This window comes from Psychrobacter sp. SC65A.3 (assembly GCF_025642195.1).
Taxonomy (GTDB): domain Bacteria; phylum Pseudomonadota; class Gammaproteobacteria; order Pseudomonadales; family Moraxellaceae; genus Psychrobacter; species Psychrobacter cryohalolentis.
Window position 1 is genome coordinate 2154707 of the sequence record NZ_CP106752.1, and the last position, 15657, is coordinate 2170363.

Below are 15657 nucleotides of genomic sequence, written 5' to 3' on the forward strand. Positions count from 1 at the left end.
AGTGTACCCGTCGATGCCATGCCAGTCATATTTTGAGCTAGGATTTGCACCTTCGTCAATTAGTAGCTTTGCTATTTTTCGCATTTCTCTCAAATCAAATATAGTCAATCCACAATAAAACTGGAACAGCCCATATCATTGAAGAGTTTAGGTAGATTATTCTCCATCCACCCTTGTCGTAAAAACTTAGCTTGTGCCCACTTCTTTTTAATGGGGTTTAAATCAGGGCTGTACGGTGGTAGCCACAAAATACGATGACCATGCCTGTTCAGTAGCTTTTGAATGCGTCTATGTTTATGAAATCGAGCATTATCCATAACAATCACGCATTTAGTTTTAAGGCTTGGCATTAATGTGTGTTTGCACCAGTCGTAAAATACGTGACCATTAATATTTTGCTCAAAGTAATCTAGGGCAAACAGCATCTTTTCATAGAGAGCACCAATAACGTTGGTTCGCTTTTCACCTTGCCAGTTGTAGCTGTCGATACAGGGCTTTCCTATCGGTGCATAGCCGTAAGGTCTGATAGTTTCAGCCTCAAATCCGCTCTCATCCATATAAACAATGGGATAGCCTTGCTGTATAAAACTATTAAGTTTACTCTGATAAGCCGCTCTTTTTATCAGGCATACTTTTGGATGTTCTAAGGTCTTTTTTTTGACTGATACCTAGGCGTTTTAATGCGGCTTCTATACCTGATTTACTGCAGCCTAAACGCTGTGCTCGCTCGTACATATAATCGTCTGGATGCTGTTCAACATCTTTTAATAGCGCTTCATTTGATATTTTAGTCGGTGCTTTATTTCTAGTTGTTTTAGGAGTTAAGCTCTGCTGCCAGCTGTGAATCGAGCTTGTGCTAAGCTGATAAAAGTTAGCAGCTTCTCGAATGGTCATTCCGTCTTTAATGTTACGCAGTACTTGTTTGCGAAAGTCGATTGAATAGGTCATCGTTTATTTCATTAAATGAATTAGTTATAAATATTGTAGCGGTTTTATATAAGATACACTATATCATCGAAAGGAAAATATCAAGAATCCTATGACAATAATCCGCTTATAATTATAAATACATTGACATACAATCAAATTAACGTAATAATAATCTAGATGTTAATGATTATCAGTAACATACTTATATTTTCAATTTGTATACTGATTTATATATTTCTATCATCTTACTCAACTACTGATACTCATCAATTAAATCTTTGCTGTTTTTGTTTATATTTTCTGCTACCTTATATTTTCAGATGCCATCTATTTGACGGTTATATGAAGTAACCGTTATATGATTTTTTGGCTTGGATGACCCTTTATGGCTGAAACGCTTACTCGTTATGATACAGATAAAATCCCATTAGCCATTGCTGATAAAGCTATGTTCATTCATCATCTCAATGAAGAGCATCAAGATGAACTTGCGATGTTTATCAATGCCTTTACCTCTGCTTCAGTCGGCGAGTACGATATAGTATCAATAACAGAACTGTATCCTGACGGCCTTCTGCTAGACGTTATCACGATGAATCGTTATCAAAATGATTTTAATGCATTAAAAGATAGCAGCCCTATTAATAACAGCCTCGCTGAAAATATTTCTAGTATTAATCATCAATACTTTATCAACTTTTTTGTGCCTATTAGCGACGCTGAGACACTACATGAACAATATATAGCGTTATTACAGTCATCGGCTACTAAGCTTGGTAAGCGTACGATCAAACTTCAAGAACAGCACTTTAGCGTGACTGATGGTTACTATGTCAGTCCTAATATGTATCGACTGGTGGTGACTGCTCCTGATAACATTCCACTCAATCATCCCGGCTACGCTTATTTATTTGAGTTAAATTCTGATGTTTTATCTACCCTAAATAAGGAGTCAGAAAATAACGATAAGCCTTTACAGCGCTACTATACCCTGCGAAAAGCATGGCGAGATCCAATCAGCTCGTCTATTCAAGCTTGGATAGATGTTTATATCCATGGCGACACGCCAGGTGGCAACTGGGCCCGTTCTCTCGTCTGCGGCACGCCAATAAAAACGGCGCGCGACTATCCAGAAAAAATAGAACACCTCTTTGAGGGTCAATGCTTATTAATTTGCGATGAAACCTCTCTACCTACAGTCGCCAATCTATTAGAGAACTGGCAAAATCCTTTGCCGCCCCTTGTCATTGCTATCACCGAAGATCCAAAAGACATCACTTATTTACACACTCTAAATCTTTGTCAGCACTTAGGTCATGATGAGCGTTTTCTACAAGATAATCTACTTCATATCATTAAAACGCCAACAACCGAAATTTCTGAACAAATCATAAGCTTATTACATGCAAGATTAATGACATTGCCTCTTAAGATTGGCAAGGTATGGGGTGCGCTTGAAGCGGCAGACATTAAATCATTAAGACAACAATTAAAAGCAACCCTTGGGCTATCCCGTCAAGATATGGTCATAAAAGTCTATTGGCGTGCTCAATAATTGCTGCATATTCACAGATAAAATGAAAATCATTTGCATTAACCAGCTACTTTTCTTTAAAATGCCCCATTTACTTTCGACTGCTCACTATGATGCACATCAATAATTTAAGCTTAATACGTCAAAAAAAAGTTTTGCTTCATCCTACTTCTTTTATCATCGAACCAAATAAACTTTATGCGCTCATTGGGCATAATGGTTCAGGTAAATCCAGCCTTATAAAAGCCATGGCAGGAGAAATGACACCCACGCAAGGTGGCATTGAAATAGAAAGTAAAGATTTGCGAAGTTTTTCTGCTAAAAGACTGGCCACGCATCTTGCCTATTTACCGCAAAACCTACCTGATGCGGGCGCTTTTACAGTCTATGAGCTTGTGATGTTGGGCAGATACCCTCATCAAAAGTGGCTGCAAAAACCAACTGCTGATGATCATCAACAAGTAGAAAAAGCCATCTCCCTCACTCAAGTTGACGCTTTTAGAAATCGTCAAGTATCGACGTTGTCAGGTGGTGAACGTGCGCGCGTCTGGTTGGCAATGTGCCTTGCCCAGCAGACAAAGTATCTGCTATTAGATGAGCCACTAGCGGCGCTCGATGTAGTCTATCAAATAGAAGTGTTGAAACTGATTCGTCAATTGGTTGACGAGCAAGGCCTAGGTGTTGTGATTATCCTGCATGACCTAAATCTAGCGGCAAGATTTTGTGATGAGTTTATTGCTTTAAAACAAGGTCAACTTTGCCATATGAATGATGTCAAAAACACCATGGAGAAAGAGGTGTTACGCTCAATATTTGACGTGAAATTCACTCTATTAGACCACCCTATCACCAGCCATAAAGTAGCGGTTATATGAAAGCGTTCACTTTTCCGATTGGGCTCTGTGCGGTATTATGCTCAAGTTTATTATTAAGCAGTTGCCAGTCGTCTGACGCCACCTCACAAGCACCACAAGCACCACAAGCAGTGTCGCCTCAAGAAAATCAAAAAACGCCTAAAGTCATGACGCCCGATTGGGGTATTGCGGCGACGCTGACTGCCATGGGATACCCACCAGTTGCTATGGGCGATAAACCTTTCTATAGAGAATGGGTCGGTAAGCCTCTTATACCCGATATGACTCTCGACGTAGGAACACGCTATCAACCCAACCCTGAAATGTTCTCTCAGCTAGACTTAGATTTGGTAATAGACAACGCTTTTTATGCGCACCTGCGTCCTATGTACGGCGATTTGCCTATTCATTCTATTGAATTGACCAGTCCTAACAAAATTGCAAAGTGGGAGGACTTTATAGAACCCACGTTAGAATTGGGCCGATCTATCAATAAACCCCAAGCCGCGCAAGATTATTTAGACACCAGTAAGAAACAAATCATACAAGCGGGACAGAATTTTCATGCGCGTTATCCTCATATCAAAAAATTGGCTGTCGTGCAATTTGCCGATACCAATAATTTGCGTATGTTTTCGTATAACAGTTTATTTCAACCTGCTTTAGAGACGATGGGATTGCAGCTAGTGGCGTTGGCAGAGGGCAATGAATGGGGGTTTACGCCCATTATGCTAGGAGACTTAGCACAGCTTGATGAAGATACTTGCCTTGTGGTCGTTGAACCTCTTAGTGACCTTCTCAAACTTGAATTAGAAAACAGCTTAGTGTGGCAGCGCTTGGGCTATTCCTTTGATCAACAGCATAAATCTGCCGGTGAAGGTCGCTGCGTTACCTTACTGCCTGCGACATGGAACAATAGTGGCGTGGCTTCTATGAATGTCTTGGCCGAGCGCTTAACGAATGTCACTTTTGTAGGCAATACCGATTTATGATGAATAAAAATAATTTTCTGTCTGCTAACCGCATTTATATGATGGTTGTTTTTTTAATACTGATAGCAGTAGTAAGCAGTTATGCAGTCGTACATCAGCTATGGCCTCTCGCTTTTTTAGAATTGTTCACACTCTCATTTGAGCTATCACTTTCGGACATGAGTATCCAGCTACAAATCCTACCGACTATGTTAGTAGCCTCGACTGCTGGTGGTCTTTTAGGATTGGTCAGTGTTCTATTACAACAGCTAGTGAAAAACACGCTGGCCTCAGACACGACATTGGCAGTCAGTAGCGGTGCAAACATGGCACTGTTGATTGTCACGTTATTCCTGCCTAGTTTGGCGTTAGGGGGAAGTTTTTGGGTTGCCTTTGTTGGCGCGCTTGGTAGTATGGCGATTGTTTTTCTTCTAGCTGCGCCTAGCCGCATGAATCCTTTGGTATTAGTACTTGGTGGACTTGTCACTAATATTTTATTGGGCGCTATTACCGCTTTATTATTGATCTATTATGCTGAAGAATCCTTAAACGTCATGGTGTGGGCGGCGGGTAGTCTCACTCAGAATAACTGGCAAGTATCTGTCATATTAATCATCGCTAGTGTGGTTGCTTTTTTCAGCTTACTCCCTTTATTAAAACCACTAGAAATAATGAGCTTAGACGATAGGCAAGCCAAAAGTTTGGGCGTGCCTATCAATCTAATTCGTGGGTTGGTGGTGGGATTAGTGGCTCTACTGACTGCCCTAGTCGTCAGTCGTGTGGGTCCTATTGGTTTTATTGGTTTGGGTGCTGCCACACTCGTTAATGTGTTTTCGGTACGGCGTATTGGTTACCGCCTACTGTTAGGGTATGGATTTGGGGCGCTTTTATTATGGATTACCAGTAATGCCACGACGCTATTACAACATTATCTGAACCTGAATATTCCTGCTGATGCAATGACGGCCATACTTGGTGCGCCATTGGTAATATGGTTAATCGTGAGCCAAAGTCGTCAACATACCGATGAGGTTATCCCGACCTTGGTTTCAGAACGCCGTGACATTCACTTCATGGGTTGGGGAATCGCCTTAATAATGTTGATAGTAGGTGTGCTAGTCTTTACGGCTACTTCAAATGGCTGGCAGCTCAGTACGCTAGGGCAATTAATTATTGATTTTAGATTACCTCGCACTTTAAGTGCTGCTGCCACTGGCGTGATGTTAGCCACTGCCGGCGTGCTGCTACAAACCTTGACTCGCAATCCTATGGCCAGCCCTGAAGTATTGGGTATTAGCTCAGGTTCAGCAATAGGCGTGGTACTAGCCTTTATTTTCCTACCCAGTTTTGGCTACACAGGTATTGTATTATCAGGATTATTGGGCGCTTCTATCGTGCTCAGTTTGATCTTATGGCTTGCTCGTCGTATAAATCCGGCTTATTTATTATTAGTTGGTGTGGCCATTGCCGCCTTGATGGGCGGTTTATTAAGTCTGGTAAAACTATCTGGCGATCAACGGCTACAAGCGGTTCTCAGCTGGCTATCAGGCTCTACGTATCTTGCCAGTCCAGAAACGGCATGGATTTTAGTAGGATTGGCTTTTATACTTTTCCTATTAAGCTTTATGGTCATAAAGCCATTAGAGATATTGAGCCTAGGTAGTGGGATTGCCCGTGAGCTTGGGGTATCTTTGAGATTGTTTCAAACCTTGATACTTATTCTTGTAGCATTACTTAGTACGATATCAACGTTGGCAGTGGGTCCGCTCAGTTTCGTGGGGCTAATGATACCTCACCTTGCGACCACCTTAGGCGCAGTACAACTCAAACGGCAAATTCAATTATCCGCCATCTTAGGCGCAGGCTTAATGGTTATAGCAGACTGGATCGGGCGCTATCTCATATTTCCCTATGAGATACCTGCTGGCACCATCGCTGCCATTATTGGCGGGGCATATTTTCTATATTTGATGCGGCGTATTAGAGCTTAAACTATATGGTTAATACTTCAATAACGACATGAAATCATTATCGCTATTTAGGGCTTTAAAAATATTTAAAATTAATATCGCGCCACTATTGTTAATGAAAATGCTTATCATTATAATAGTTATTTAACTTACATATTGGTAACATCCATGCAACTGTCTCGCTTATATTCTGCCCTATTTTGCCTCAAAGCATCTAACAGAGCGCGTCATCCGCTTTCAGTAAAATCCGTATATTACTCTTGTTTGTCTACCTCAGTCATCATACTGGGTGCAAGCCAAGCAGCATGGGCACAAACGGATTTAAGTGTCGACGCTCAATCTGATACTCCAAGCGTGGTGCTTGATACTATTGTGGTGACCAGTAGTGCTGATGCGTCAGCGGATGGATTGCCAGATGCTTATGAAGGTGGTCAAGTCGCGACGGGAAGCCGTGTGGGAATTTTAGGCAATCAAGATATTATGGATACGCCATTCTCTACAACGTCATACACCAACGAATATATCGCCAATCAACAAGCACAGAGTGTGGGCGACCTGCTTAAAAAAGACCCAACCGTACGCGTGGCAAGGGGTTTTGGTAACTTCCAAGAAGCTTACTTTATGCGTGGCTTTATCACCACATCAGATGATACGATGTTTAACGGTCTATACGGTATACTGCCTAGACAGTATATCGCCACCGAATTATTCGAGCGTGTGGAAGTTCAACGTGGCGCTTCTGCCATGCTAAATGGTGCTGCGCCCAGTGGTGGCAATGCTGGTGGTACGATTAACCTATTACCCAAGCGCGCTAGTAATGATCCACTGCGTCAATTGACTTTGGGTTATGGTCAAGGTAATCAAGGTAAAGTGGCGATAGACGTCAGTGATCGCTTCGGTACGGAGGATGCTTTTGGCGTTCGCTTTAATGCCGCTTATCAAGATGGTGATAGTGCCATCGATGATGAATCTTCAACATTAGGTTTAGCAGCGCTTGGGCTAGATTATAAAGGCGAGCAATACCGATTATCAGCAGATTTGGGCTGGCAAGATAACAAACTTAAAGAAACTCGCCCTAGTGTCAATCTTGGTGGTGTTTCTAGCATACCAAAAGCGCCAGACGGCTCAAAAAACTGGGCGCAGCCTTGGACGTATTCAGATGAAAAAGATGTCTTTGGTACCATTCGAGGAGAATATGATTTTAATGATAATCTCACCGCTTATGGCGCCTACGGCGTACGAAATAGCGAGGAAGAAAATTCATTAGCCACCTTAACCGTCAACAATGCTGATGGTGCGGGCACGATTTATCGTTTTGATAATTCTAGAAAAGATTTGGTACAAAGTGCCGAACTTGGTCTACGTGGTAAATTACAAACGGGTGAAGTGGCTCATAATTTGGTATTGGCAGCAAACCTGTATGATCAAGAAGAAAAAGGTGCATTCGCGTTTGATTTTGGCAATCAACCTACGACCAATTTGTACCGTCCTACCGACTACACTGAGGTTCCTTTTACAAGTACAGCCACCTTCGGTGGTAACTTAGACGATCCAAAATTAACCAACAAAAAGCAGTTTCAAAGCTTTGCACTAGCAGACACCATATCACTGTTTGATGACAAGCTTAAAACCACGTTAGGGGTGCGTCATCAAAATATAAAAACGACTAGCTATGATGCCAATACCCAGGCGGAAACTGGTCATTACGATAAAAGTGAGTGGACACCAAGTATCGGTATTGTCTATCAACCGAGCATGGACTGGTCGTTCTACGGTAACTATATCGAAAGCTTAGCACCAGGGAAAACAGCCCCTCAGACAAATAACAATGCCCCTGTCACCAATGCGGGTCAAGCTTTGGACCCTTACGTGAGTGAACAAACCGAAATTGGCGTGAAATATGACAACGGGCTTATTGGCAGTAGTTTATCTGTGTACCGCACTGATGCCGCTCGTGACTATATCGATGATTCAAACACCTTTATATCTGTTGGTAAAAACCGTCACCAAGGCGTAGAACTGACCGTATTTGGTAGCCCTAGCGAAAATATGCGCCTAAATGCTGGCGTGAGTTATTTAAGTGCCAAACAAAAAGACACCGGTAATGCGGCACTAGATGGTAATAAAGTCATCGGTCTTCCTACCTTACAAAGTAACGTTAATCTAGAATATGATGTTGCGGCACTTGAAGGATTCACCTTAACAGGTGACATCATTCATACAGGCCCACGTTATGCTGATAATGCCAACACCTTAAAAGTTGACGGTTATACGACGTTAGATCTTGGTGCTCGCTATAAAACTATGCTAGCAGGACAAAATGTCACTTTAAAAGGAATGGTAACCAATGTCACGGGCGAAGATTATTGGCAATCAGTAGGTGGCTATGCAGATGCTGGTTATTTAAATGCAGGCGAACTCACTGCGTTAAAAGTTTCAGCGACGTTTGATTTCTAAACCACGCAAATTAAACTATAGTTATAAAATTTAAACAAAAGGGATTAGGCAACACCTACTCCCTTTTATGCTATTTAGAAATATGCAAAATTCATTTTATTATTGAGTCACTATGTCCTCTCGCGCTACAGCTTCTTTATATCATATGATCTGGTCGCATTATCGCCTGCCTTTTCTCAAAGTCATCTTGCTTAACTTAGTCAATGCCGCTGTTAGTGTGGGTATTATTGCTTATATTAACCACACTTTTATCAGTCAGCCTGTTTTTAATACCTTATCATGGCTAAGCCTCGGTTATTTTTCAGGCCTAGTCATACTACTATTAGTCACGACTTTTTTATCACAGTATGCCCTAACCCGCTTGGGTCATAGATTTGTTTATGAGCTAAGAACCAAGCTGGTAAAACAAATCATCGATACCAACGTTCCGCAAATTGACCAGTTAGGAAACGCCCAACTACTCGCCAGTTTATCTACCGATATCCAATCGATCACCGTGGCCTTTGTTCGTATGCCAGAATTGGTTCAAGGGGTTATTTTATCTAGTGCAGTCGCCTTATATTTAGGTTGGTTGTCATTGCCATTATTGCTGATCATCATGGTTTGGATTGTGATGACGATTCGGATAAGCACCATTTTGGTAAAGCATGTTTACAGTCATTTAACAGAATTAAGGGAGATCAATGATCTTTTGTATCAAGATTATCAATCTATTATTGAAGGTCGAAAAGAGCTTGCGCTCAATCAGCACCGCGCGCAAAAACTATATACTAACGATTTTTTGAGCCACGCCCAGTCTTATAAAAAGCGTGTCATTAAAGCGGATACCTTTCACTTATCAGCAGTGAATTGGTCGAACATTATGATGTTTGCAGCGATTGGCGTCGTCTTTGCGGTCTCAAACTATCTCAATATACCCATGAGCGTTGCCACTACTTTTTCTTTAACCATTCTATTTATGCAATCGCCGCTACTACAAGCCGTTGGCGCTTATCCAACTTTACAAACGGCGCAAGTCGCGTTAGATAAAATACAGACTTTGGCGCTTACTGATTATCAGCCAGCGTTTTTAACCAATGTAGCAGCAAATGATTGGCAGACCATCACGTTGGACAATGTAAGTTATCGCTATCAAGGTGTAAAGCACGATACACCAGAAGTTGTGGCTGAAAATGACACGCTTACTGATGACATTTTAAAAGGAGTCAATTTAACCTTGAGGCGTGGCGAAGTGGTGTTTTTGATAGGGTCTAATGGCAGCGGCAAGTCCACCCTTGCAAAAATAATTACTGGCATTTTTACATCTACGACAGGCGCTATAAAAGTAGATGAACAGACGATTGATTCGGATAACACTACCAATTATCGACAACTATTTTCTGCCATTTTTAGTGATCAATATCTTTTTAAACAATTAATCGGCAGTCAAGACAATGACCCTGATATGTCTTTAGTAACTGAGTGGCTGCGTAAATTAAATTTACAAGATAAATTGACTGTAACTGACCATCGATTGTCTACCGACAAGCTGTCACAAGGACAACGCAAACGCTTGGCCATGCTGCTCGCTGTCGCCGAACAAAAGGACTTCTTACTACTCGATGAATGGGCCGCTGACCAAGACCCCGCTTTTCGCCGAGTGTTCTATCAAACGCTGATTCCTGAATTAAGATCTATGGGTAAAACGCTGTTTATTATCAGTCATGATGACGGTTATTTCGAGCATGCTGACCGTCTGCTGATGATGAAAGAAGGAAAACTGACTGAGTTAAATGCAGAAGAACGCAAGCGCGCTAGTGCGGACGCCATCGCCATGTTAGAGTGAGTAATCATAAGTCGTATCATTAAAAAATCTGGTGGTGTTCTAAAAAGCATGCTGTCATCAGACATAGCCATAATTGATATAAAAGAACACCAAGTCGAACGTTTTAATGTTGTTATCAAGCTTTTTTGAGAAGCAGCAGATTTTTCTAACGACTCGACGTAATTGATATCTCAGGCGACAGAATGGTTCAATATCCCCCCCCTTCATGAGATCGAAAAAGCAATTAACTTGGTTATCGCTGGGAACATTAAAAACTATCGAATGGATAGTGCAGCTGGCAAAGTTGTTTTGAAATAATAAGCTTCTACAGAATTAATTCATATCTATGAGTTAAGTATTACTAGATACCATTACCTACAATATTACGGGTCTACAGATATCATTTATAGATATAGATTATCAGCCAAAATATGAACACACTATACTGATAAAACCTCTAAGTCAGTACTCACAATGCTTCCAATACAAATTACTAATAATGAGATTTGCCAGGTGGCTTTGTGAAAGTCGGGGTTTGATCCTTATTTGGCTGAGGCTTGTAATCAGGCTTTGGAATCAGCATAAAGAATCCTACTTAAACAGTTAGACCAATGCTTTCTTTAGGTAGTTCTTGACCCGATTATATTTATTAAAAGTTCCAGATATCTAGCTGAACCAATAGGAATAATACAATATTAACGTGTTAGATACTGAAACACTAAGTGTCGACTCGCCTGCTATCAGAGTGCTATAAACATTATAATTTATCAGTAACTATGAGTAAAATATTAATGCCATTTAATCATTAAAGTGTTTGCAGACTATATTGTGCAAACTATAACTTAAGCTAATTTTAGATGATATTGTTAGGGTTTAATGATATGTCCTAGTTATGTAGAACAGTCTCTTAAATTCTTATAAAAAATAAACGAATAATTCTACTGGAAATTTTATACAAACACCAAGCCATCTTCAGTTTGATGCACCTTTATATCAACATCATAAACATCGCTTAATTGCGGGCGTGTCATCACTTCACTGGGCGTTCCTTGCGCAACAACTTCTCCCCCATTTAATAATACCACTTCATCAGTATAGCGATGTGCATGGGTTAAGTCATGGAGGACAACCAAGATACTTTTGCGTTGCTGTTGCACCAGATTATGCAAGTAATTAAGTAAGAAACGCTGATGACGAATATCAAGATGATTGGTCGGCTCATCAAACATCATAATATCGGTATCTTGCATCAGCGCCCGTACGATAGCCAAACGCTGTTTTTCACCGCCTGATAAGGTTTGCACGCGAGCACTGACCAAACTTAATAATTCAAAATCCTGTAGTAAATTTTGTGCGCGCTCAACATGATGGCTATTTGGGCGCTGATACCATGCAAGATTAGGTGAAACGCCCAATAGCGCATAATCCAGTACCGTTAACGGCAGCTCAAAACGCTCATGTTGTCCAACCCAAGCGATATGTCCATGATTCATGACCTCGTTGACCGGCTGACCGTAAATCGTAATGTGGCCATCTGTTTTAAGCGCGGTTCCTGTGTGTTGACCCAAAACCGTGTGCAGCAACGTGCTTTTACCTGCGCCGTTTGGTCCGATAAAGGCGACCAGCTTTTGGCTTGGCACTGTTAGCTTGTCTATTCTTAACAATGTTTTATGACCGTGCGAGATATGAATATCTTGCATCGACAACAGCTCCCCTGCATTACTACTATTGATATTACTACTATCTATATTGCTTTCTCGATTTACTAGCGATGTCTTTGATATATCCGTAAAAAATGAATGAAACATAAACACTCTCTTTGATTAACGGCGGCTACTACGCACAAACAGCCAAATAAAGAATGGACCGCCAAGCAACGCTAAAACAATGCCAACGGGTACATCCACTGGATAAGCGACATGCCGCGCCGTGCCATCAATGACGAGTAATAATATCGCCCCAAGCCAGCCAGACCAAATCATGAGGCGCATACGTCCGCCACCAAACAGAATGGCCAGCAGGTTTGGCACCATCATGCCAATAAAACCAATGACGCCTGCTAAAGACACCGCTGCCCCTGTCAATAATGCCGAAGCAATCACCACCAAACAACGAACCACACCCACCTTGATACCTAAGGATTTAGCGGCTGCCTCACCTAACATCAACCCGTCCAACTGCCGACCTAATGGCAATAAAATTGCCAACCCCAATAACATAGAGACAATCGAATAACGCAGCGGCACAAAGCCCGCTTCTGCCATACTGCCTGACAGCCAAATGGTCGCCGAGCGCAGCACCATGTCATCAGACATGAATAAAATCAGGCTGACCACCGCAGCACAAAAAGCACTGATGACAAATCCTAATATCAGCAAGCCCATCTGCCCGCCACCTAAAAACCGATGACAAGCGAGAATAAATAAACAGGCCAGCACGCTTCCAGTAAACGCAGCAAGCGGTATCCCAATGCCCCCAAACCCCAATGCCAGAACCAAAACAACACCAAGCGCCGCGCCACCTGATGTACCGATTAAACTTGGGTCAGCTAAAGGATTCTCAAATAAAGCCTGTAATGCTGCACCACTAACTGACAACGCCATACCAACCAGTAATGCCGTCACCACGCGCGGATAACGCAGCTGCCAGATGGTATCATCAAGATAATTGGGACTTGACCATTCGCCAAAGCCAATACCAAGCGCCAACCAAATTAGCAGCACAGATGCGAAAGTGGCGGCAACATAATAGATGCTATGTTTGTGTCTTCCAGTTTGTATAGGGATAGAAGCGGAAATCGTATTTGCCATGTGAGATATCATTTTATTGAATATAAAAGAGGTTATGCTATATATTGCTTGAGCTATTTTGCTACAGCATTCAGCTTTTTTAAGACTTGTGGTGAGTTCAGGCCATAACGTAAAAAGTCATCGGCTGGCCAAAAGTGGATGCCACCATTTTTACCAGCAACACTTGCCGCAATCTCTTGACGTTTGCTAAATTTACTGACCCCGCCAACCACTGCCTGATTATGATCAGCAATAATGATGACATCGGGCTTGGCTGCCAGCCAGCCTTCACGTGACATGGGTTTTAACCCCAATACGTTTGCCGCATTGATTCCACCAGCACGGCGAATCAGCTCATCGCCTACCGTGCCCTTACCTGCAACGATACGACCATCGTAACTTAATAAATAGCGCTTACCGGTTTTTGCCATTGGGATCATCCCTGCATTCCAACGCTTAGCAAGCTGCGACCCTTCAGGTTTTTTATCCACGTAACTGCCAATTGTTTTAATACTATGGGCAAAGGTATTTACTTCTTCTTTAGGCGCTACATTGACGGCTTTAACCTTTAGACCATTTAAGCGCTGATAAATGCTCACCGGCTGTACCATATAACTGCCGAGCACCAAATCTGGCTTGACGGCCAACACTGACTCGGCGGTGATATTACGATGCATACCCACGGCTGGCACATTCTTTAACGCTGGATTATTATTGGTCGCATCTTTACCAACCAACTTATTGGTCGCTCCTAGGGCCACGACCACATCTGCCACATCTGGGCTCATCGCAACGATACGTTCATAAGCTTGGGCAGAAAGCGAAGGCACGGCAAATGTTCCAATAATGGTAGATATACTTATGGCACTTCTTCTAAAAGATATATGTATCGTTGATAGTTTTTCGAATTTTAAGTTTTTTTTGTTTTGTTTTAATAGCTGAGAGAACATAACGGTTCCTTGGTCATAATTTTGAAGGATTTCTTATAACGGTTGTCGATTGACAAATTATTTATGATTAAAACGACTGTCACGTAAAGGCTTATATAAATGATAGACGCCTCTAGTGCCAGTCATAATTATTCATATCCAACGTTAAATTTATGCCATGTCGTCAGTCGTTAGTACTTGTGTTGCTGTCTTTTCATGCATCATGTCCGCATACGAATGGGATTCGGTAACTTTGGCAACGATCTGCTGCCATTCTTCAAGCTCAGGCGTGCCTTCAATACGCTGACCAAACACACTAAAGATACTGACGCCGTGACCATCAAAACCTTCGATACAAGTCACGATACCGTCTTTGGTTGGACGCTTAACGCTCCATACTTGCGCCAATGCTTTGTCTTTTAAATGTAGCGTAAAGTCATTATAGTCTTTGTCTAAAATATTAAACCAATCACCCATACGCTTGAGTGTCTGTACCGTTCCTGTCTGAATCTGTACGAGTCCACTATTACCGACAAATATCATGATTGGGCATTTGGCATCGCGCGCTTGCTCAAAAACCGCTTCGACAGCGCTAATCTCAAGCTGCTGCGTCATCTGTTCTGGTGCTTGACGGTAACTGCTAGCACGATCGATACCGAGATTTTTTAATAATGAATGAAACTGATGCACATCTGTCATCGCCTGCCAGCCTTGTTGTAGCTGCGCACGCTCTTCTTCACTTAATGCCTTGTAACGCCAGTCATTTAGCGGCTCCTGTGCCCCTAATGCTAGCGTCTCATTACTCACCGTTTGCTGCTGCTCCTTAATCATCGCTTGCCAACGGCTGATATTCTCATCGCTTAGCTCTCGTAGATACACTTTGTCGATAGCAGCACCTTGGACGTTATAAAACTGAATACTATAAGACGGTTTATCGGCGCGGCTGGTATCCGTTACCGCTAACATATGCTGCCATTGCCACATAAAGAATCGCAAATCTAGACCACCAACATTGAGTGCCAATCCCATCTTTTCGCCAAGCTTAAGATTGTGATACGGCGCCGTTTTTTCATGCACTGCCAGCTCGTTTCTGACGATGCTTTCCATGTCACCAAACGTCTCAAACTGCTTTAAAACGGCTTTGCACTGATCTCCAATATACTGACTATAAGGAGATGCAAGCATGAGCTCAAACTCGCTGACACCTAGCGCAGTCGCCCCTTCTGTGGGAAAAAGCATCGGTATTTTTACTTTTAATGCCTGGTATTGTTGCCACAGCTCAGTATTTTTTTTGCTTAACGATAACGGGTGACTCATAGTGCGCTCCATAAAATAGTCGATGATAAAAAAAACCCAATCACCTTGGCGTTGTCAGCTTAAATATGAATGTATTAAGAATAGCAGGGATAAAGTATATGA

General features: G+C 42.0%; 12 protein-coding genes. 6 read left to right on the forward strand and 6 right to left on the reverse strand.

Annotation, left to right across the window (positions count from 1 at the left end):
* Positions 1–104 precede the first annotated feature (104 nt).
* Positions 105–557 carry a transposase gene (locus OEG80_RS09060; protein WP_263240457.1) on the reverse strand — a complete coding sequence of 151 codons (453 nt, stop codon included), beginning with the start codon at positions 555–557 and terminating at the stop codon, positions 105–107.
* 40 nt (positions 558–597) lie between these two features.
* Positions 598–948: a transposase gene (locus OEG80_RS09065; RefSeq protein WP_263240458.1), complete on the reverse strand. Its 351-nt coding sequence runs from the start codon at positions 946–948 to the stop codon at positions 598–600.
* 367 nt (positions 949–1315) lie between these two features.
* Here OEG80_RS09065 and OEG80_RS09070 point away from each other — a divergent pair, with 367 nt between their 5' ends.
* The 6 genes from OEG80_RS09070 to OEG80_RS09095 all read left to right on the forward strand — a co-directional run bounded on the left by OEG80_RS09070 (position 1316) and on the right by OEG80_RS09095 (position 10541).
* Positions 1316–2485 carry a siderophore-interacting protein gene (locus OEG80_RS09070; protein ID WP_263240459.1) on the forward strand — a complete coding sequence of 390 codons (1170 nt, stop codon included), beginning with the start codon at positions 1316–1318 and terminating at the stop codon, positions 2483–2485.
* An 89-nt stretch (positions 2486–2574) separates the two neighbouring features.
* On the forward strand, positions 2575–3339 hold the full coding sequence (locus OEG80_RS09075) for an ABC transporter ATP-binding protein (protein WP_263240460.1): 765 nt from the start codon (positions 2575–2577) through the stop codon (positions 3337–3339).
* Entirely contained in the window at positions 3336–4310 is a 975-nt protein-coding gene (locus tag OEG80_RS09080) for an ABC transporter substrate-binding protein (protein WP_263240461.1), read from the forward strand. Before OEG80_RS09075 ends, OEG80_RS09080 begins: the two co-directional genes overlap by 4 nt.
* The gene (fhuB, locus tag OEG80_RS09085; RefSeq protein WP_263240462.1) at positions 4307–6280 is read left to right on the forward strand and encodes a Fe(3+)-hydroxamate ABC transporter permease FhuB; all 1974 of its coding nucleotides are present in this window, start codon (positions 4307–4309) and stop codon (positions 6278–6280) included. The genes OEG80_RS09080 and fhuB overlap by 4 nt, the downstream gene beginning before the upstream one ends.
* 147 nt (positions 6281–6427) lie before the next feature.
* The gene (locus tag OEG80_RS09090) at positions 6428–8716 is read left to right on the forward strand and encodes a TonB-dependent receptor (protein ID WP_263240463.1); all 2289 of its coding nucleotides are present in this window, start codon (positions 6428–6430) and stop codon (positions 8714–8716) included.
* A gap of 112 nt (positions 8717–8828) precedes the next feature.
* Positions 8829–10541, forward strand: a complete 1713-nt coding sequence (locus tag OEG80_RS09095) for a multidrug ABC transporter permease/ATP-binding protein (protein ID WP_263240464.1) — start codon at positions 8829–8831, stop codon at positions 10539–10541.
* Between the two features lie 929 nt (positions 10542–11470).
* On the opposite strand, the gene OEG80_RS09100 is transcribed toward OEG80_RS09095, so the two are convergent.
* From OEG80_RS09100 to OEG80_RS09115, 4 genes are all read right to left on the reverse strand, one after another.
* A complete protein-coding gene (locus OEG80_RS09100) occupies positions 11471–12328 on the reverse strand; it encodes an ABC transporter ATP-binding protein (protein ID WP_263240465.1) in 858 nt (285 codons plus the stop codon).
* A gap of 15 nt (positions 12329–12343) precedes the next feature.
* Entirely contained in the window at positions 12344–13330 is a 987-nt protein-coding gene (locus tag OEG80_RS09105; RefSeq protein WP_020442967.1) for a FecCD family ABC transporter permease, read from the reverse strand.
* A 53-nt stretch (positions 13331–13383) separates the two neighbouring features.
* Positions 13384–14139 (reverse strand): heme/hemin ABC transporter substrate-binding protein, encoded by a 756-nt coding sequence (locus OEG80_RS09110; RefSeq protein ID WP_263240466.1) that lies wholly within the window; start codon positions 14137–14139, stop codon positions 13384–13386.
* A 270-nt stretch (positions 14140–14409) separates the two neighbouring features.
* Entirely contained in the window at positions 14410–15555 is a 1146-nt protein-coding gene (locus tag OEG80_RS09115) for a ChuX/HutX family heme-like substrate-binding protein (protein ID WP_263240467.1), read from the reverse strand.
* Positions 15556–15657 lie beyond the last annotated feature (102 nt).

Bases quoted from the DNA above. Each gene is read 5' to 3' on its own strand.
- OEG80_RS09065 (WP_263240458.1), bottom strand. From the start codon at position 948: ATGACCTATTCAATCGACTTTCGCAAACAAGTACTGCGTAACATTAAA.
- OEG80_RS09090 (WP_263240463.1), top strand. From the start codon at position 6,428: ATGCAACTGTCTCGCTTATATTCTGCCCTATTTTGCCTCAAAGCATCT.
- OEG80_RS09100 (WP_263240465.1), bottom strand. From the start codon at position 12,328: ATGTTTCATTCATTTTTTACGGATATATCAAAGACATCGCTAGTAAAT.
- OEG80_RS09115 (WP_263240467.1), bottom strand. From the start codon at position 15,555: ATGAGTCACCCGTTATCGTTAAGCAAAAAAAATACTGAGCTGTGGCAA.
- OEG80_RS09080 (WP_263240461.1), top strand. From the start codon at position 3,336: ATGAAAGCGTTCACTTTTCCGATTGGGCTCTGTGCGGTATTATGCTCA.
- OEG80_RS09060 (WP_263240457.1), bottom strand. From the start codon at position 557: ATGGATGAGAGCGGATTTGAGGCTGAAACTATCAGACCTTACGGCTAT.
- fhuB (WP_263240462.1), top strand. From the start codon at position 4,307: ATGATGAATAAAAATAATTTTCTGTCTGCTAACCGCATTTATATGATG.
- OEG80_RS09075 (WP_263240460.1), top strand. From the start codon at position 2,575: ATGATGCACATCAATAATTTAAGCTTAATACGTCAAAAAAAAGTTTTG.
- OEG80_RS09070 (WP_263240459.1), top strand. From the start codon at position 1,316: ATGGCTGAAACGCTTACTCGTTATGATACAGATAAAATCCCATTAGCC.
- OEG80_RS09105 (WP_020442967.1), bottom strand. From the start codon at position 13,330: ATGGCAAATACGATTTCCGCTTCTATCCCTATACAAACTGGAAGACAC.
- OEG80_RS09095 (WP_263240464.1), top strand. From the start codon at position 8,829: ATGTCCTCTCGCGCTACAGCTTCTTTATATCATATGATCTGGTCGCAT.